At 37.9% G+C, this 19,518-nt stretch carries 21 protein-coding genes, 1 tRNA gene and 1 riboswitch; of the genes, 14 read left to right on the forward strand and 8 right to left on the reverse strand.

The genetic code is table 11. The annotated features are described in order from the left end of the window. Positions 1-234 precede the first annotated feature (234 nt). The 3 genes from KPC_RS07845 to pgeF form a co-directional block, all read right to left on the reverse strand. Positions 235-1,533 (reverse strand): hypothetical protein, encoded by a 1,299-nt coding sequence (locus KPC_RS07845; protein ID WP_121973832.1) that lies wholly within the window; start codon positions 1,531-1,533, stop codon positions 235-237. 164 nt (positions 1,534-1,697) lie between these two features. Beyond that, on the reverse strand, positions 1,698-2,249 hold the full coding sequence (locus KPC_RS07850) for a flavodoxin family protein (protein WP_121973833.1): 552 nt from the start codon (positions 2,247-2,249) through the stop codon (positions 1,698-1,700). Positions 2,250-2,290: 41 nt separating this feature from the next. After that, positions 2,291-3,031, reverse strand: a complete 741-nt coding sequence (gene pgeF, locus KPC_RS07855; protein WP_121973834.1) for a peptidoglycan editing factor PgeF — start codon at positions 3,029-3,031, stop codon at positions 2,291-2,293. 189 nt (positions 3,032-3,220) lie between these two features. Between pgeF and KPC_RS07860 the strand changes: the two genes are divergently transcribed. After that, positions 3,221-3,997, forward strand: a complete 777-nt coding sequence (locus tag KPC_RS07860; protein WP_121973835.1) for a DUF4882 family protein — start codon at positions 3,221-3,223, stop codon at positions 3,995-3,997. Between the two features lie 56 nt (positions 3,998-4,053). On the opposite strand, the gene rluD is transcribed toward KPC_RS07860, so the two are convergent. Then, a complete protein-coding gene (gene rluD, locus KPC_RS07865) occupies positions 4,054-5,106 on the reverse strand; it encodes a 23S rRNA pseudouridine(1911/1915/1917) synthase RluD (RefSeq protein WP_121973836.1) in 1,053 nt (350 codons plus the stop codon). A gap of 71 nt (positions 5,107-5,177) precedes the next feature. Between rluD and KPC_RS07870 the strand changes: the two genes are divergently transcribed. From KPC_RS07870 to KPC_RS07880, 3 genes are all read left to right on the forward strand, one after another. After that, the gene (locus tag KPC_RS07870) at positions 5,178-6,227 is read left to right on the forward strand and encodes an outer membrane protein assembly factor BamD (protein ID WP_121973837.1); all 1,050 of its coding nucleotides are present in this window, start codon (positions 5,178-5,180) and stop codon (positions 6,225-6,227) included. A gap of 126 nt (positions 6,228-6,353) precedes the next feature. Further along, positions 6,354-8,234, forward strand: a complete 1,881-nt coding sequence (locus tag KPC_RS07875; protein WP_121973838.1) for a DNA primase — start codon at positions 6,354-6,356, stop codon at positions 8,232-8,234. 136 nt (positions 8,235-8,370) lie between these two features. Next, complete coding sequence (locus KPC_RS07880; protein ID WP_121973839.1) at positions 8,371-8,652, forward strand: hypothetical protein; 282 nt, start codon at positions 8,371-8,373, stop codon at positions 8,650-8,652. A gap of 269 nt (positions 8,653-8,921) precedes the next feature. Here KPC_RS07880 and hemA read toward each other — a convergent pair whose 3' ends face one another. Next, positions 8,922-10,211 (reverse strand): glutamyl-tRNA reductase, encoded by a 1,290-nt coding sequence (hemA, locus tag KPC_RS07885; RefSeq protein WP_121973840.1) that lies wholly within the window; start codon positions 10,209-10,211, stop codon positions 8,922-8,924. Positions 10,212-10,289: 78 nt separating this feature from the next. Between hemA and KPC_RS07890 the strand changes: the two genes are divergently transcribed. From KPC_RS07890 to ribB, 9 genes are all read left to right on the forward strand, one after another. Further along, positions 10,290-12,005, forward strand: coding sequence for a tetratricopeptide repeat protein (locus KPC_RS07890; protein WP_174505404.1), 1,716 nt, complete (start codon positions 10,290-10,292; stop codon positions 12,003-12,005). 8 nt (positions 12,006-12,013) lie between these two features. Continuing rightward, positions 12,014-12,625 (forward strand): lipoprotein insertase outer membrane protein LolB, encoded by a 612-nt coding sequence (gene lolB, locus KPC_RS07895; protein ID WP_121973841.1) that lies wholly within the window; start codon positions 12,014-12,016, stop codon positions 12,623-12,625. Positions 12,626-12,642: 17 nt separating this feature from the next. Then, a complete protein-coding gene (ispE, locus tag KPC_RS07900) occupies positions 12,643-13,470 on the forward strand; it encodes a 4-(cytidine 5'-diphospho)-2-C-methyl-D-erythritol kinase (protein WP_121973842.1) in 828 nt (275 codons plus the stop codon). Between the two features lie 4 nt (positions 13,471-13,474). Beyond that, positions 13,475-13,549 (forward strand) — tRNA-Gln (locus KPC_RS07905). 34 nt (positions 13,550-13,583) lie between these two features. Then, the gene (locus KPC_RS07910; RefSeq protein ID WP_121973843.1) at positions 13,584-14,537 is read left to right on the forward strand and encodes a ribose-phosphate pyrophosphokinase; all 954 of its coding nucleotides are present in this window, start codon (positions 13,584-13,586) and stop codon (positions 14,535-14,537) included. 99 nt (positions 14,538-14,636) lie between these two features. Next, positions 14,637-14,933: a 50S ribosomal protein L25 gene (gene rplY, locus KPC_RS07915; protein WP_121973844.1), complete on the forward strand. Its 297-nt coding sequence runs from the start codon at positions 14,637-14,639 to the stop codon at positions 14,931-14,933. 19 nt (positions 14,934-14,952) lie between these two features. Beyond that, on the forward strand, positions 14,953-15,531 hold the full coding sequence (gene pth / locus KPC_RS07920) for an aminoacyl-tRNA hydrolase (RefSeq protein WP_121973845.1): 579 nt from the start codon (positions 14,953-14,955) through the stop codon (positions 15,529-15,531). Between the two features lie 149 nt (positions 15,532-15,680). After that, a complete protein-coding gene (panD, locus tag KPC_RS07925; protein ID WP_099338479.1) occupies positions 15,681-16,061 on the forward strand; it encodes an aspartate 1-decarboxylase in 381 nt (126 codons plus the stop codon). 139 nt (positions 16,062-16,200) lie between these two features. Further along, a riboswitch (FMN riboswitch) is annotated at positions 16,201-16,356 on the forward strand. Between the two features lie 91 nt (positions 16,357-16,447). Then, the gene (ribB, locus tag KPC_RS07930; protein ID WP_121973846.1) at positions 16,448-17,107 is read left to right on the forward strand and encodes a 3,4-dihydroxy-2-butanone-4-phosphate synthase; all 660 of its coding nucleotides are present in this window, start codon (positions 16,448-16,450) and stop codon (positions 17,105-17,107) included. Between the two features lie 42 nt (positions 17,108-17,149). Here ribB and KPC_RS07935 read toward each other — a convergent pair whose 3' ends face one another. After that, positions 17,150-17,683, reverse strand: a complete 534-nt coding sequence (locus KPC_RS07935) for an HPP family protein (protein ID WP_121973847.1) — start codon at positions 17,681-17,683, stop codon at positions 17,150-17,152. A gap of 95 nt (positions 17,684-17,778) precedes the next feature. Here KPC_RS07935 and KPC_RS07940 point away from each other — a divergent pair, with 95 nt between their 5' ends. Next, positions 17,779-18,327, forward strand: a complete 549-nt coding sequence (locus KPC_RS07940) for a TetR/AcrR family transcriptional regulator (protein ID WP_121973848.1) — start codon at positions 17,779-17,781, stop codon at positions 18,325-18,327. On the opposite strand, the gene KPC_RS07945 is transcribed toward KPC_RS07940, so the two are convergent. Both KPC_RS07945 and KPC_RS07950 read right to left on the reverse strand, forming a co-directional pair. Beyond that, positions 18,319-18,930, reverse strand: a complete 612-nt coding sequence (locus KPC_RS07945) for a LysE family translocator (protein WP_121973849.1) — start codon at positions 18,928-18,930, stop codon at positions 18,319-18,321. The two genes, KPC_RS07940 and KPC_RS07945, sit on opposite strands and share 9 nt — an antisense overlap. 26 nt (positions 18,931-18,956) lie before the next feature. After that, positions 18,957-19,442 (reverse strand): DUF1289 domain-containing protein, encoded by a 486-nt coding sequence (locus KPC_RS07950; protein WP_121973850.1) that lies wholly within the window; start codon positions 19,440-19,442, stop codon positions 18,957-18,959. Positions 19,443-19,518 lie beyond the last annotated feature (76 nt).

Below are 19,518 nucleotides of genomic sequence, written 5' to 3' on the forward strand. Positions count from 1 at the left end.
TAAATATTGAATAGCAAAAAGTGACAGTTATGCATTTCAATGACACTTTTTGCTAAAAATCGATAAAGCTAGATGTTTTTAATTTAAAAGAAATATTGTGTCTATTGTTATGTAACTGTACTTAACTTAATCATAATTCAATATTATTCACACCAAGTAAATCAAAAAGCATCTTTGAAATTAGACAGGTTTTCTAAATTTCAAACATGCTTTTCATTTTAAATGATTTTTTTCTTAACAGAATTTCAGATTTCCATAACAGTTTGGTGCGAAACTTTGAGTCGCTAATTGTAAATCTTTAATCGGAAAATTTAGAGGAGATGAACCAGACAAATTTATATTTCCAATATCAAGTCCTAATCCCAAACAAGCACCAAAAGTACAGCTAGGTGGATTATTGTTTAAATAAGTATTAATTTTGGGTACAACCTGTTTAAGAATATCATTACTGATATCTATAGAGTTTGAAGGAGTAATTTTCCCTATATCTATGCCATCCTCTATCGCTAACCACCATCCTTTATTTGCAGCAACTGAAGCTCCAGGCCAAAATATACTTTGGCTTTGCATAGATAATGAAAAAGGATTGTTTAGTGGTAACTTATGAATAAATCCTAAATTTTCTGAAATATTCAGATTAGCAGTCAAACCAGAAATATTTCCTGAAGCATTGATTCCTAAATCTAAAGCTCCTAATAGAAAGACTTTTAAATTAGCTGAAATATTTCCACCAAAATTTATATTTCCTATATTTGCCGTACCTGTCAAATTAGCACTTGACATTCTTGTACCTGAAATAGTTGCACTATCTATAAATAGATCAGCATTTGCAGATTGAAGTGCCAAATTATAATCATTCGTTGTAAAACCTGGAGAGACTAAGGAGCCAAGCAATTTAATCCTCCCTTCAATTGACATATTGGTATCATTGATTTTCATTGATCTTGGAGTCGTTGTTGCTGTACCTGTTGTTGCCAATGTTTTCATATAACCACTCAGACTATTAATTCCATTTGGTTTAGATGAATTTTCATCACCAAGTGTTAACATTCCTAACACCTTATCGGCACTTAAACGCAAACCTAGAACCTGCCTAGTCGCTGCTGAATTAGGATTTTTGATAGCAAACTCTATAAAAGGATTGGTCAGTTTGGCGTCTGAACCAACACGCCCATCCCGAGTGTCACTAATCCCTGTCAAACTCAAATTATCAATATCGATATCACAGCCATTGGCACCGTTGACACCACCACAGCCCAGTTGTAGCTTTTTAATATTGGCATTCAGTTCAAGTTCAGCTTCCATACCAAGCTTATAAAAACCGATACCCTGACCTTGCATCTTATTGGCACTATCCGTTGGCGCTAGATAACTCAGACTCATCAAGGCTTGCCCTTGTACATCAGCAAGCTCTGAATCATTCAACTTTCTCAATCCATGTTCTTCTGCAAAGCTAGGAACCGAGGTTAGAAAAATACCGGAAAATAAAATTATCTGACTTATTTCCCTTCTTTTTTTGTTTGTATTATCCATATACAATTCACAATATCAATATTATTATGAATAAAAAATAAATAATACTATGTGAGCACTGAATAGCGAAAAATGACATTTAGATGAAAAGCTGTCACTTTTTGCCAATAGCCATCTAAGCTATCTGTTTTTTATTATTTTTTTAAAAGTCATTATATGTATTATTATGTAATTCTGTTTAATAATAGTGCAATATATTCCCCAAACCAGAACGCTGTATCCAGATCACCCTGTGGTGGCGTTATTTCTATAGGCGCATTATCGGACTGCGTCATTAAACCCAAGTGGCTGGATAAACGGTTTAAATCAGCTTCTTTATGCCCCGTTGGCATAAGTGGTAAACCACTCCAGATCATGCCATGTTGCATGGCAAAAAGATTGATTTGCTGTAACACTGAAAGTTTGTCACCACTTAACCCACCAGAGTTGGTAAATCCAGCCGCAAGTTTGCCTTGCCATAACCGATTTTTCCATCTCTTAGATGTTGAATCCATAAATTTTTTATAATCTGCCGTAATACTTCCCATATAAGTGGGACTACCAAAAATAATGGCATCAGCATCATCCAGTTTTATCCAATCAATATGTTCTATATCCATTGTATAGACCTGAATACCAGTCTTTTTAGCACCTTGAGCAATAAATGAAGCAACTTTTGCAGTATGCCCATATGGACTATGGTAAACAATTGCAATAGATTTGGAAGATAATGACATATCAATTAAAAACAAACAGATTTAGTCAAGTTTAACATCTTTTATTGCATAAACACGAATGTTGCCATACGACCGGTTTTCGCACTACGTCGATATGAAAAATAATCCTGGGCTTGACGATAAGAACATTGATCTCCTCCCAACACTTCATCAATACCATGTCGGTTTAGAATATATCGGGCTATCGCATATAAATCTGCATAAAATTTCCCAGTTTTCTGACCAGTTTTAAATGCTAAAGATACATCTGGATATTTTGCACAAAATATATCTTTCACCTCTTCTCCGACCTCAAAGCAAGGTTGACTAATCGCAGCTCCCAACCAGGCCCAAGTCGGTTCGGTTTGCATTGTTTCAATTGTATTTTCCACAATACCACCAGCTAATCCACGCCAACCTGCATGTAAGTTAGCAACTTCAGTCCCTTCTGCATTACCTAAAACGATAGGTAAACAATCTGCTGTCATCATCATCAAAGCATGGGCTTTACGCTGAGTAACTAATCCATCCCCTACAAGAGCTTCAAATTGAATTTCTTCATTGATTGTATGACAAATTGTGCTGTGAGTCTGGGTCATCCAAGTTACTTTATCAACACCATACTCTGAAAACTCATCCAGTAAATTCATACGGTGTTTTTGTACTCGCTCAGGATCATCATTTACATGCAATGCTAAATTAAACCCATCCAGCTCAGGTAAATGTGATGCCAGTGTTTTCGGATGTTGAATATGAGTCTGTCCAACATAGACCCCTTTTGGTAATCCTTGAACGAATTGCATATGAATTCCTTTAAATATTTCACTGCTCGAACAATATCATAAATCTATTTTCAATATTTCCCGTCAATATGATGTTTCAATTTGACCAAATAGATCACAAACAATGAGTGCTTTAGGCACTTCAAAAATTCATCTTTTTAAATATCATGGCATTCATTATTAACAATAACTTTAAAGTAAAACGAGAACATGAATAAATTAATCCTTTTATCCCTGTTGTTTAGTTGCCTCATTGGCAATGTATATGCTGTGTGTAATTATGATCTGGATGGCTTTCTATATGATCCAAACAATCCTTCAAGTCAAAAATTTCCTGTAGTTTCAAATCAAAAGCTTTCATATAAAACCTTAAGTTCACTGCAGGCAATACAATATTCAGCAAATCATAGTAGTTTAGAAATGGAAAATAATTCTATTTCTAAAGGTGCATTATCCATGCCCTTATCAGGTGTGGTTGGATTTGAGCTCAATACTGAGGTTTTCCCAATTGAGTTAAAAGGTCAAAATATGGATGTAAAAAATTATGGAATTCTTATCCCCGATACCAATAACAATACTCACATGATCTTAGTTACTTATGCAAATAACTCATCCTTAACTTATAAAGACGATAAAAAAAATGTGGTATTCATCTTAATATCATCTGTACACCCTGATACAAAACAAAATGAAAGTATTTATGGTTATGGTATCCCTATAGAAGGCGTTTCAAAGCAAAACATTGCTATATATTTCAATCAAAACACCAACCAAGTAGGACTTATTGTTAATAAAAATAATTTAGGCTATGTTGCAACCTTATTTTCTAAACCTAAAGCAATAACTTTTGTTCCCCAAGCATTTTTTGGTGGTTTTGAAAAAAATTCACAATATCTCAACCAGAATATGTCTCTAGAACTAGTCACAGATAAATCCAAATTTACCAATGCATTTCCTAATGGAACAAAAGATATCTGTGGGAGTTGATCGTTAACAGAAAAGCTATTCTAAAAATGTATTTGAATAGCTTTTAGCATTAATGATTAATAAGCAGCATTTTCCGAGCGTAACACTTCGACTAATTCTGTAAAATCTTCTGCCCAAGGTGCTTCAAATAACATTTCTTCGCCTGTACGAGGATGAATCAGACCAAGTTTTGAGGCATGTAATGCCTGACGTTTAAAACTACGTAATTTATCATTAAGTTTTTGTGAAGCACCTGCTGGTACGCGCACCCGACTTACATAAACAGGATCACCAACCAAAGGGAAACCAATGTAATTAAAGTGCACACGAATCTGGTGTGTACGCCCCGTCTCAAGCTGAGCCTGTACCCGTGTAAAATGCTGAAACCGCTCTTTCACATTGTAATGAGTTACAGCATCTCGTCCACCGGGCAGTACAGTCATTTTAATACGGTCTACAGGATGGCGCTTGATAGGTTCATCTATTGTTCCGCCTGCAATAATATTTCCATAAACAATCAAGTCATAAATTCGGTATACCGATTTGTCTGCCAATTGCTTACTCAAAGAAAACTGAGCTTCCAGATTTTTAGCGACGACAAGCAAGCCACTAGTATCTTTGTCAATACGGTGAACCAGACCAGCACGAGCAAGCTCCGATGATTTTGGATAATGATAAAGCAAGGCATTAACCAATGTCCCATTTGGATTACCGGCACCTGGATGTACCACCATACCAACGGGTTTGTTAATTACAATAATATCGCCATCTTCGAAAATAATATCCAGGGGAATATTTTCAGGCTGGGCCGTAGTTTGCGACTCCAATTCAACATCCAGAGTTAAACTTTCGATGCCCTCACATTTGTACTTTGGTTTGACAATGTTACCATTAACCAACAAATGGCCGTCTTTCATCCATTGCTTTAGCTTTTCCCGGGAGAACTCATTCCAGACTGCTGCTGCAACTTGATCGATGCGTTGCCCGATAAAACTGTCATCCAATTGAAATTGCAACGATAAACGTGTTGCAGTTATGCTTGAATTGTGGTTATCTGCATCCTCAGAATCATCAAGTAAATTGAAGTCAGTTTCAGGAAATTCAGAATTAGAAGTTTGTGCTGAAGTCATTTGATCATTTAGCTAAAAGTGGTTTAATAGCGCAATTGTAGCTTATTGCCCGTATTAACAGAGGAATTTTTATGTCGCTACCACGTTATAAAGTTACGATGCTTGCTGTATCTTTAAGCTTGGCATCTCTAATAGTGGGCTGTAGCAGCAATCCAAAAAAAGATGTCGTAGATACTGGACCTAAATCTAGTGAGCAAGTGTACTACGATCGAGCAATGAAAGCGCTTGAAAAAGGTCAATATACTGATGCTGCAAGATCTTTAGAAGCTATTGATACCTATTATCCGACGGGTCAATATGCTCAAAAAGCACAATTAGAACTACTTTATACCAAGTTCCAACAAAAAGACTATGAAGGTGCAATTGCTCTTGCAGACCGCTTTATTCGCTTGAATCCAACACATCCAAATGCTGATTACGCGTACTATGTTAAAGGCGTAGCCAACATGGAACAGGAATATGACAGCCTGATTCGCTATACATCGCTGCAACAAGCACATCGCGATGTGAGTTATCTTAAAAATGCATATCAAAATTTTGTTGACTTTATTCGTCGCTACCCTAGTAGCCAGTACGCTGTAGATGCTGCACAACGTATGAAGTTTATAGGGCAAGAACTTGCTGAAAGCGAAATGAATGTGGCACGTTTCAACATAAAGCGTAAGGCATGGATTGCAGCAATTGAACGAGCGCAATGGGTTGTTGAACACTATCCAGAAACACCTCAAATCCCAGAAGCTCTAGCAACTATGGCTTATGCTTATGACAAATTAGGCAATAAGGAAATGTCTCAACAATATGTTGAGGTTTTAAAATTAAATTATCCTAATCTTGTAAAATCAAATGGTACAGTCAATCTTCGTGCAGCACGTAAAGAAGGTAGCTGGTGGAATAGAGCATCTTTAGGTATTTTTGGTCGTAATGCTAAATCCAATACCGCTGAAAATACAGTGGAAGAGTCAAGCTCTACCACCAAACCTAGCTGGCTCAACCGCGTGACATTTGGTCTTCTGGATAATCATCCTGAACAAAACTCAGCTCAACCAGGGTCAATTCCAACACCTCCTGGGTCTTATGTGCCTGCAAATGAAAGTCTTTATGATCAGCAAAGAAATAAATAACTTTTTTAGATCGTAATCAAGACGGGATTTTTCCCGTCTTTTTTATTCCTGCATACTTTTAATAATCAAACTAGGCTACACTTATCAATCAGCACTGACTTATATTTCGGGACGAGTTTTTACGCTATGGCTATTCCACAACATACCATTGATCAGATTCTGGATCGTACAGATATAGTCGATCTTATTGGTCAGCGCGTAAAACTAAAGAAAACAGGACGCACTTATTCCGGATGCTGCCCGTTTCATCAGGAAAAAACACCATCTTTCCATGTTTATCGAGATAAGCAGTACTACCATTGTTTTGGCTGTCAGGCGAATGGTAACGCTATCCGCTTTTTAATGGATATCGATAATAGAAATTTTATCGATGTCATGAAGGATTTATCTTCTCAAACTGGTGTAGAACTTCCAAAAGACAATCAGGATTCAAAACGTCTATCTTATAAAAAGGAAGTCATTAAAACAGTTCCTGCTCCCATCGTAAAGGAAACAAAAACTGATACTCCATTAGCTCCAGCAACTTTTGAAATTGATCCGTTTGAAGCTTTTCAAAATCAGGAATTTGATCCAGCACATTTTGATTATTCCACAGATTTAGATCAGCCAATCGCTCAAGAAGGTAATCTGTATGATCTGCTGGAAAATGTTGCACAGTTTTATGAGCGACAACTTCCACATAGTAAGTCTGCACAACAATACTTTAAGCAGCGGGGTTTAAGCCCGAACACTATTCAGTTTTGGCGACTCGGATATGCACCAGAAGACTGGCAACATTTAGCAAAGGCATTTCCACAAGATATTGAAGGATTAAAACTGATCGGTTTGATCCGTTCCAGTGACAGTGGTCGTGATTTTGATTTATTACGAGATCGTGTCATCTTTCCGATTCGCGATGCAAAAGGACGAGTGGTTGGATTTGGTGGTCGAGCACTAAATGATGAAATCAAACCCAAATATATAAACTCGCCCGACTCCGAAGTTTTCCATAAAAACCAGTTACTTTATGGCCTATATGAAGGACGTAAGCAAAAAGCCCAAGACTGGCTCATGGTCGAAGGTTATATGGATGTCATTGCTTTACAGCAGTATGGAATCTATGGTGCAGTTGCAACTCTTGGAACAGCCAGCAATACAGAACATTTAAATATTTTATTCAAACAAAACAACCGTATAACGATTGCTTTTGACGGTGATGCTGCGGGTCAAAAAGCTGCAAAAAGAACATTAGAAATCGCACTTCCTTTGTTAAATGATGGTCGTGAGCTCAAGTTCTTTGTCCTTCCCAAGGAGCATGATCCAGATTCATTGATCCGCAGGGAAGGTATTGAAACATTCAAAAAACTATGGGAACAAGCACCATTACTTTCTGATTTTGTTTTTGCCTTGTTAAGTCAGCAATATGATGTGACGACACCCGAAGGTAAAAGTCAGGTTATGGCTGAACTCAATCAATTGACAGAATTGCTTCCTAAACAGGGTTCATATCGCTACCTTTTAAAACAGTTTTTCCGTGAAAAATTAGGATTTAATAAAAAGTGGCAACCACAAATTAGTCTGGATGCTTCTCTTTCCTTTAATATCCGTACAAAAGATGAAGACTTTGCTGTCGCAATTTTAATGCACCACCCTTTCTTATATATCCATTTTGAAAACCTAAGGGCTGTTATTCCACAAGATGAGTTGCTGGCTCAGGTTTTAAATACATTTGATAAAGTTTTTGATGAACTACCAGATGACCAGGATCTGGCAACCTATTATATGCTCGGTGCTTGCTGCCTGTATCAGCAGGAACTTGCGGATATTATGCGTAGAACCAATATTCAGGTTTTAACCCAAGCCCCAGAAATGGCAGACAAACTTGCTTCTGAATATTCTTTGGCACTTCAGGAAAAGTATTTAAAGCAGAAGCTAAAAGAACCTTTATCACTGATTGAATCCAGGAATTTACGTCAACAACTTAATGAACTGACCAAAAAAATAAGCCTAAGGTTATTACATAGTTAATTAGTTCTACCATTTCAAAGGGTAAATTACCTTTAAAGTCATTACCCTCCCAAAACTCATTAATAAATATTTTTCAAAAGTCATATATTGAGTGTGATATATTTTTCATTAATATAAATTTAATGAGATAATTATCATGAAATTTTCATTTATTGATTTGAGTGGAAACACCATAAGTGGTGAATGCGAAGAAATAATCAACAGCCCTTTAGCTAGTGATAGCTCACTTAGAGCTGCTATTGAAAACTCTATTGCACTAGAAGGGGTTCTTGGCGAGTTTTCTTTTTATCAAAAAACCAGTTCAGATCAACCGCTTTCAGTATCAAGGTTTGCAGTCGATAATGAAAATAATGTTTTTCATAGTAATCAACTACCAGATTTTGTTCAAATTGGGACTAAATGGAAAGAATATCCATAGTCTGCAATACATTTAACTCATTGCCTATAATAGAGATAAAGAGAAAACCCTAAATCATGATTCTAGTTTTTTGAAATTCTGTTTATGTAGATAATGTCAGTCAGTTAATAAATTTTAATCATCATTTATTGACAAACTCCCTCTACCTTTACTTTTAAAGAGGGAGACTATCCAGAACTGAATTATAGCTTTCTTTTCAGGGTCTTCCTTCTTAAGGAGGATTAGGAGAAAGTCTAGCACCGTCCTTTAATTTAAAATGAGGAGCTTCTCTATTTCGAGAACTTTGGCTTGCGTTGACACTGAAAAATATCATCAAGTTTTTCCTGCATCCACTCAAAGTGGTCAGGATCTTCGGCTTGAGCAGCCTCACGCAGGAGAATAGATGTCGGGTGCAATAATTTCTGTGTCAAACGATGTGAAAAATCTTTCAAAACTTCAGCTGAATCTTCGCCAGACCGAATCCTGTGCAAGGCATGCTCAAGCTCTTGCTGACTCATTTCCTCGCTTTTTTGACGAAAAGCATGAATTGTACTTCCTGCTTCACGAACTTTTTGCCGTGTCACAAGTTGTGTCACTAGCTGATTGACCATTACCTCTGCCTCAACTGCAGCCTGACGACGTTGGGCAAGGTTTTCGTCAATTACACTTTGCAAATCATCCACACCATATAGATATACACCATCAAGATCCTCAACTTTTGGTTCTATATCACGTGGAACAGCTAAATCGACCATAAGCATCTGTTGATAGCGACGTTTTTTCAATGCAGTCTTTACATCTGCATAAGATATAATTTGATGCAGGCTCCCTGTACAACTGGATATCACATCAGCACGATATAAATTTTCAGCAAGTTGATTAAATGGGATGATTTCAACATCTACGCGATGAGCTATTTCTTGAGCCAGTTTTTCAGCACGTTCTGTACCTCTGTTACAGATCAGAACTTTTGCGACCCCCATTTCAGCCAAATGTTTAGCAACCAGACTGTTCATTTCACCAGCAGCTACAACCATAATTGTAAGTTGATCAGGTTTACTAAAGACTTGTAATGCGAGTTGTGCAACAGCATAACCCATTGAAACTGCATGACTTCCCACAGCCGTTTCTGAGCGAACGCGCTTTGCAGCATAAAAAGCATATTCAAAAATACGGTTTAAATTCGGAGATACAACTTCAGAGTTTTTTGCAATGGATAATGCAGATTTCACCTGACCCAAAATCTGTGGTTCACCTAGCATCAATGAATCCAAACCACTGGCTACCCGCATTAGATGTGAAACTGCATCCGCATTTTCATAGCGATATACATGATTTAATAATTGTTTTACATCAATACCATTTGATTGGGCGAGCCAATTTAATACCATGTCAGCATTATCTGTCATGGCATAAACTTCAGTTCGGTTACAGGTCGATACCACAACCATGTCATTTAAATCATGATTGTGACTCTGCTCTGCAAGTATTTGGCTTAACCGCTCAGGGTTGAAAGCAATTTGTTCACGTAGTTCTACGGAAGCAGTTTGATGGTTGACACCCAATGCAAAGAAAGACATATCAGATCATCATTTCGCTAAATTTATGCTATTGTGCAACATCGGTGTCATAAAAAGCATTACTTGGATAAATAAAAATTGCGTTTAACCATTCGCCGAATTAACGGCTTGTCAATTAAACAGTATTCTACCACAATCTTACTTGTCGGTAGCATTGCTTCTAGTGCTCATATTAGAGCATCTGGAGATATTTTTCATGTTAATCCAAAATACGATGCATTAAAACAAAGTATCGTTGCCGAATTTGCACTTGCTTATCACGATATACCCACAGCTGTACACAATTACACAGTTCTGGCTATCCACAGTAATTCACCTACTGTTAAACAGCGGGCACTCAACGTTGCATTAGAACAAAATGATTTGCGTGCAGCACTAGATATTGCGACTCACTGGGTTGTTCAAGAGCCAGAAGACGTCCCTGCAAAATTTTATCTGGCACATATTGCACTAAAATCACATGAATATGAACTTGCAGCCGAAACATTAGACAGCATTTTAAATATTGACCCCAATGCTGACTTAGACAAAATAGTGGCAGGTATCTCACCTGACTCTGCTGAGGACAGAGAAAATCTTTTAGAAACCTTGAAAACCAGTAAAGAAAAAAATAACCCTTCAGTCCTGGTGCTGATCGCTGGTCTGGAGGCTCAAAATGGGGACCTGGAACAAGCTTTACTCACCGTCAACCGAGCGCTCAAAAAACGCCCTAAAGTAACCGGTTTTATTCTAATGAAAGCCAACCTTTTAACAGGTCTTGGGCGTCAGGAAGAGGTTGAAAAATGGTATGCCAAAGCTAGCAGGAAAAATAAAAATAATTTAGATGTGCATTTAGCTGAGGTTCGCTTTCTGATCAAAACCAATCAATCAGAGCTCGCACTCAATAAACTCGAAAAAATTATTAAAACATGGCCAAAAGCAGAAGAAGCACTGTTTATCGCAGGATTAACCAGCATTGATTTAAAACGTTATGATCAGGCAGAGCAATATCTGGTCGACTTAAGAAATTCTTCTCAATATCAAAATGATGCATATTATTACTTAGCTGTAAATGCTGAAAGAAAGCAGCATTATGAAACAGCAAAAGCTTATTATCGTTTAGTTGATGGAAGCCTCTATATCGTCTCACGTCGTAATTTGGTCAGTATTTACGATAAACAAAACAAGTTAAATGACGCTTTACGTTTTCTAACCCAGGAACGTGTGAACTATCCACAACATGCCAGTTTTCTCTATCAGGCACAGGCAGAAATTTTAAAAAAAATGGGAAATAAGCAGGCGGCACTGGGTTTACTATCCGAAGCTGTAAAAAATAATCCTGACGATCCGGAACTACTCTATTCTGAGGTTTTATTACTTGATCCATTTCAAGACAAAGACAAACTGGATAAAGCGCTTAAGGAACTATTACAACTCGAACCAAACAGCCCGACCTATCTCAACGCTTATGCATATACATTAGCCTTACAAAACAGACGGTTAACTGAAGCCAGAAAATATGCAGAGCATGCTCTAGAATATGCCCCGGATCAGGCTTCAATACTTGATACACTGGGTTATATCACATTCTTGCAAAATGACTTTGCGACTGCCTCCAAAGTTCTGGAAAAAGCTTATTTTATTAGCCAAAGTGCAGCAATTGGTGTCCGGTATGCAAAAGCATTATTTATGCTTGGTGACTTGGAAAGTTTTAATGAAGTGTTACAAGAACTGAAAGAAAATCATCCAAATGACCCTCAATTGAACCAACTGGATTCACTAATATTACCTTCTCAACATATGAAAAAGAGTTAAAAACATCTATGCACTTTTTAAGCAAAAGTATTTTTGCCCTGACTGTTGTATCAAGCCTTGCTTTTACAGGCTGCCAGCAAGTAGTTAAACAACCTTCTTCAACTGCAACAGTTACAGCGCCTTTAGAGGGAAATAATACGGATCAGCAACAAGCTGACAACCAGTTTAATTTACAAGGAAAAATTGGTGTTAAAACACCGCAACAATCAGGAAGTGCCTTCTTCACCTGGCAACAAGATCAGGAAAACTTTGACATCCAGCTAACAGGTATTTTAGGTATTGGAAAAACGATTATCCAAGGTAAAACAGGACAAGTTACCTTAAATAGCTCTAAAACCGGGTTGATTACAGCAGAATCACCTGAAGAATTATTAGAAAGAGCAACAGGATGGGTCGCACCAATTACGCATATTATTGCCTGGGTACAGGCACGACCAGCAACCATTGATGCAAAAATTGAAAAAGATGATGCCCAGCGCATTAACCAAATTGATGAAGATGGCTGGCTAGTCGATTTAAGTTATGAAGACCATGAAACTTTACCTAAGAAGCTGATTTTGAAACAACAGCTTGAAACTGGAAAAGAAAACCGTATTACAATGCTGATTCAAAACCGTTAATTTTGTCTATTTTTTATATGATTCGAGTTCCTTCTCCAGCAAAACTTAATTTGTTTTTGCACATCACAGGTCGCAGAGATGACGGCTATCATGAATTGCAGAGTATTTTCCAGCTTATCGACTTATATGACTGGCTGGAATTTACTCAAATTGAGCAACCTGAAATCAAAATAAATGGGTTAAATGATGTCGACTTAGAACAAAATTTAATCTACAAGGCAACTCAAATCCTTAAACCATTTGCTAAACAAACAAGTGGGTTAAATATTTCTATTGAAAAAAATATCCCGATGGGAGCAGGCCTTGGTGGCGGTTCTTCTAATGCAGCAACAACTCTGATCGTCGTCAATCAGCTTTGGAGTTGTGGTCTAGATAATGATCAATTGGCCGAACTTGGTGTGAAATTGGGTGCTGATGTTCCTATTTTTGTACATGGACGTAATGCATGGGCTGAAGGCATAGGTGAACATCTAACATTCATAGACTTAGATCAAAAACAATACATTGTGTTAAAACCTGACTGTTTTATCAGCACTCAACGACTTTTTTCGCAAAAAACATTGACAAGAGATACTAACCCAACTACATTTTGCGCCTATCAGCTAAAGCCTTCTAGCTTTGGAAATAATTTTGAGCCAATCGCTCGAAAATTATACCCGGAAGTAGAAGAAGCAATGCAATATCTGGATCAATTCGGTATCGCAAAGCTTACAGGTACAGGTGCTTGTGTTTTTGTTGAAGTAAACGATGAAATGAATGTTGAAGACATTTTAGAGCATTCTCCTTGTAAATCTTACTTGGTGAATAGTTTAAAAGAATCTCCTCTAATTCACTTTAGCGTTTAATGAAAGGGGCGTCGCCAAGTGGTAAGGCAGCGGGTTTTGATCNCGCCATCCGTTGGTTCGAATCCAGCCGCCCCTGCCATCTATTCAAACTTGCCAACCGCCAAGGGTGCTTCATGCCCAATCTTGTCGTTTTTAGTGGAAATGCTCATCCACAATTCGCCCAAAAAGTCGTAAGCCACTTGCATATCCCATTGGGTGCTGCATCAGTAGGTAAATTTTCTGATGGTGAAATTACTGTCGAAATTACTGAAAACGTGCGTGGTAAAGACGTATTTATCGTACAACCCACTTGTGCTCCTACCAATGATAACCTCATGGAAATCCTGGTTATGGCCGATGCTCTCCGCCGTGCAAGTGCAGGTCGTATTACTGCAGTAATTCCTTACTTCGGTTACGCTCGTCAAGACCGTCGTCCTCGTTCAACCCGTGTACCTATTACCGCTAAAGTTGTAGCTGATATGCTAACAACAGTGGGAATCGACCGTGTTGTAATGATCGACCTTCATGCTGACCAAATCCAGGGTTTCTTCGATATTCCTGTAGACAACATCTACGGTACTCCTGCTTTGCTTGCTGATCTGCGTCAACAATCACATCACAACTTAATGGTGGTTTCACCTGACGTTGGTGGTGTGGTTCGTGCACGTGCAGTTGCAAAACAAATGGGAGATATTGATTTAGCGATCATCGATAAACGCCGTCAAAAAGCGAATGAATCACAAGTCATGCATTTGATTGGTGATGTTAAAGATCGTGACTGCGTGATTGTCGATGATATGGTCGATACTGCCGGTACTTTATGTAAAGCTGCCGATGCGCTTAAACAATTTGGTGCACGTAAAGTTGTTGCATATGCAACTCACCCTGTTTTATCAGGTAAGGCATTAGAAAATTTAAGTAACTCTGTAATTGATGAATTGGTTGTTACGGACACAATTCCTTTATCAGAAGAAGCACTTAAGCTTGGTAAGATTCGCCAAGTTTCTGTAGCAAGTATGGTTGCAGAAACAATTCGTCGTATTAACAACGAAGAATCTATTAGCGCAATGTTCGATTCTTATCTATAATAGCGCAAAATTTTTCTAAGCCCTGTCTTATGACAGGGCTTTTAATCACTAAACTGGTCGTAAGTTTAGTTTATTTAACCCCTAATGAGGATTTATCTCATGGCAAATTTTGTATTAAATGCACAAGCACGTGAAGCTGCTGTACAAGGGAAAGGTTCGAGCCGCCGCCTTCGTCGCGAAGCTTTAGTTCCAGCGATCATCTACGGTGGAAACGCTGAACCTGTAGCAGTAACTCTTCAATTACGCGAGCTTGTAAAAGCTTTAGAAAGCAATGCTTTCTTCGAAGAAGTTGTTGAAATCAATATTGATGGTAAAGCTGAAAGCGTTAAAATCCAGGCTTTACAACGTCACCCAGCTAAAAATACACCTATGCACGCTGACTTCAAACGCGCATAAGTGTTAATGGTGTAAATTAGTGTCAAAACTTTCGCTAATTGTAGGTTTGGGTAACCCTGGTTCTGAGTATGCCCAAACCCGCCATAATGCAGGCTTCTGGTTTGTAGAACGCCTTGCAGATCAATATGGCATAATTCTAAAAGCAGATCCTAAATATAAAGGGATAAGCGGTCGTGGTAATATCGAAGGTCAAGACATTCGTCTGTTATTACCAACAACCTTCATGAACCTATCAGGTCAAAGTGTTGTACCCTTCGCTAAATTCTATCAAATCAAACCTGAAGAAATGCTCATTGCTCATGATGAACTTGATATGAACCCTGGTGTCATTCGCCTTAAAACTGGTGGTGGACATGGTGGACATAACGGGCTTAGAGACATTGTTCCACATACAGGTCCAAATTTTCATCGCTTACGTATTGGTATAGGTCATCCTGGTTCTAAAGAACGTGTATCAGGTCATGTCTTAAGCAAAGCACCAGGTAGTGAACAAACATTAATTGATGATGCAATTCACCATGCACTCGGACAAATCAAACTCTTAGTCAATGGCGAAATTCAACAGGCAATGAATCAAATTAATGCTTACAAGGCATGATTTCCTATCATGAAAAAAACAATCTTTGTTAAACAATTTTTATTGAAATGATGCTGAATTAAGAGCAAAATGCGCTTTCAAATGCATCCCCCCTTCGCAATTGTTGGCTAACAACAGAACATCTTAGGGCAACCAAGGAGACGCTATTCATGCTATCTCGTTTATTAAAAGCTAAAATCCACCGTTGTGTCGTTACACAAGCAGAATTACATTATGAAGGTTCTTGTGCAATCGACGGTATCCTTCTGGATTTAGCTGGTATCCGCGAATATGAAGAAATTCACATGTGGAACGTGACTAATGGTAAGCGTTTTACAACTTACGCCATTCGTGGTGAAGAAGGTTCTGGCATCATTTCTGTGAATGGTGGTGCAGCGCTACAAGCTGATGTGGGTGATCTTATGATTATTGCTACGTTTGGTGATTTTACTGAAGCTGAAGCAAATGCACATAAGCCTCGTCTTGTTTATGCCAATCCTGACAATACCGTGAACCATACTGCTAACTGTATCCCTGTACAAGTTGCATAGCATTCCCATATTTATCCAGAGCTCGCAATTTGCGGGCTTTTTGATGTCTTCAAAAACTTAATCTATATTTGTTCTATCTTTAGAACTGATCATTCTAAACAAAAGCTGATTTTTAATAATAAATATGACTATAATGATCCATCGCTTCAGGGCGGGGTGTGATTCCCCACCGGTGGTATTTTAAACTCATTTTCGATGATGATTTAAACAGCCCACGAGCCTTTCGTTAATAACGAATCGCTGATTTGGTAAAAAGCCAAAGCCGACGGTATAGTCCGGATGAAAGAAGACGACTTCACAAAATAATCTTTGTTATTTTGCCACGCCTGTTTTTCAAAAAGTCCTGAAATGTTCAACCGTATATAACTCATTACGCGAGCGTTTCAATGTCTAGTTTAATTCAACCCGAAATTTTCTTTTCAGCCCTTTCCCCTGCTGATGAACGTATAGAACAAGCTTTAGAAGATATCCGTCAGGGTAAACCTGTTTTGGTCATGGATGATTTTGACCGTGAAAATGAAGCTGATCTGATCGTTGCTGCTGAAACCTTAAATGTAGAAACCATGGCACGCATGATCCGTGATGGTTCTGGAATTGTATGTCTGACACTTCCATCTGAACTCGCTGATCATCTGGAACTTCCACCAATGGTCAACGACAACTCTAGTCACTTCAAAACTGCATTCACAATAACCATTGAAGCGGCTGAAGGTGTAACAACTGGTGTTTCAGCTCAAGATCGTGTTACTACTATACATGCGGCAATCAAAGACGGTGCTGTAGCAGCTGATCTAAATCGACCTGGGCACGTTTTCCCATTGCGTGGTCGTCAAGGTGGTGTACTAGAACGTCGTGGACATACTGAAGGCTCTATTGATTTGGCACGCATGGCTGGCTTGAAACCTGCCGGCGTCCTCTGTGAAGTAACCAATCCGGATGGAACAATGGCTTCTGGTATTCAGGTTTTAGCTTATGCCCAAACGAATCATCTAACCTTGATTACCATTGAAGAAATAGTCCAATATCGTTTAAAACATCGTATTTGATCTATTCCAGTGAAAATCCCAGTGCTTATCACTGGGTTTTTTTTATTCAGATTTACTTTTCCAAAGTGCCAACCCATAAGTTGGCCATTTCGACTCAGTTTTAAAGTTATTAACACAGTATGCGACTAAAACTAGAACAATAGCTCCCAAAAGAACAGGTAAAGCGAGAAAGCTCCATTCATAATGAAAAGTATTTGCTGTCAGTAAAATCACCAATGGATTTGCTCCTGCTGGTGGATGTACGCACCTAAAAAACTGCATTAGGGCAATAGCTCCTCCTACAGAAAAAGCAATACTCAAAAAGTTAACACCAAATATTTTCAGAAAGCACATACCGATAAAAGCAGAAATAAAATGCCCAAAGATCACATTTCTCGGTTGTGCTAATGGTGATTGCGCTACAGTATATAAAATCACACAAGTTGCTCCGAATGGAGCCATGATCCAAAGATGATTTGTTAATTTTCCTAATATCAAAAGTATAAAAATACTTATGCTACCTCCCCAAAAGCCTCTTATAATCGTGTTAAAACTCGGTATGGGGGCTAATTTCTCTTTTCCCGAAAGTAAAGACATGCTCATATCCTCATGGTTGATTTCATAGAGTTAGCGCGCTAAAATCAAAATAGTACAGATCTGTACTATTTTCAACTTATATTTGGAAGATGATGATGTCAAAGTCAGCTTTAAAAATTTTAAACACGGCAGAAGAACTTTTTAATCAGTATAGTTTTACAAGTGTAGGTGTAGATTTAATTCGGGATGAATCAGGTTGTTCAAAAACCACTATGTATACATATTTTAAAAATAAACAACATCTTGTAGCTGAAGTTTTAAAAACTCGAGATCAAAGATTTCAGCAAAGCCTGATTGAATATGTGGGGCAACACACAGGGCTTTCAGCATTAGATAGAATTTATGACTGGCATATTAACTGGTTTCAAACGGATCATTTTAAAGGATGTCTATTTGTTCGTGCTGTTGCAGAATCTTCTACTGAAGATACCGAAATCCTTGGAGTATCAAAACAGCATAAAATCTGGCTTAGAGCATTTATCCATCAAGCCTTGGGAAAAAATGACCATTCTCAAGAAATAGTCGAGCTTTTTTACAATGTGATTGAAGGTTTGATCAGCCGTTTTTTAGTCGAAGGTTTTGATCAGAATATTGCTGATCTCAATAAACATATTTTAAACACTTATCAGCAGGCATTAAAATAAAGTTGAATATATGCCATATAGTGCGACTAATATTAAAATAGCGCCACAAAGACCCAAAAGTTTTGGATAAATCCTGGATTTGGAAAATCTATTAAATGCCAGGTAAACAATCGATAAAGTCGAAAAATCCAGAATAATCCAAGTCACTGTGAGCAAAACCAAACTTTGATCAACTTGTGTAGTAACACGAATGAATTGGGGGAAAAAGGATGCAAAAAATATAATGTCTTTAGGATTTGAGATCCCGACAAAAAAGCCTTGTTTAAATCCACCATGTACAACTTTAAGCTGCCGAGCATTTGTATCAGGCTTCGTATGGTAGGCCTCAAGAATAATCTGAATGCCCAAATATGCAATATATATACAACCTACAATTTTGATTGTATTAAACCAACTTTGGTTAATTTCAAAAAAACCCTTGAGTATCAAGACTGAAATAAAAATGAGTAAAAGTGAAGCAAGATTGGTTCCAAATATCGTTTGTAGGGCTTTCTTATATCCACCTTTTAGTCCAGCACTTGCAACTAAAAGCATAACTGGACCAGGTGTCGCAATCATAATGATCACAGCCACACAATATAGGAAATATTCAGCAAAATTCATATGAACAGCAATCCCTTCAGACTAAGTTAATGCTCTTCAACAAGTGGCAATAAATTTTGGCTCATCCGGTCTGCACGCAACCAGGCAAAATCATAACTTGCCTTCGCTAAAGCCAGAACACGGCGCTCAAACTCATCCCAGACAGGCTTCACTTGTGATGGCTGGATACCCAAACCACTATCTGCTGCAAAATTTTTATTCTTTTCACATATTTTTAAAGCATGGTATAACTTGCGACCTTTACTTGCACTGTCCATTACACGCACACGTTTACTTAAAATAAAGCCCTCAACATGGCGTAAATCAGCAAGTGGCAACATGGGTACCAATATCTGGTCAAGTTGAGCATCCAGTCTTTTCCAGACAGCCATACGTTGTTCAACTGTATAAGTATTCCATTGAATGACTTCATGATTAAATCGTCGGCATCCCCTGCATACATGGTCACCAAATACTGTGGAACATCGTCCAGCACATGGTGTAAGAGATGGGATACGACGATCATTACTCAACTTTTGTTCCTCAAATAAACTTATAGATAATCAATAAAAGATATATGCTAAAAACATGATGCATACTACTATATCT

It is taken from the genome of Acinetobacter stercoris, assembly GCF_900323515.1.
GTDB lineage: Bacteria > Pseudomonadota > Gammaproteobacteria > Pseudomonadales > Moraxellaceae > Acinetobacter > Acinetobacter stercoris.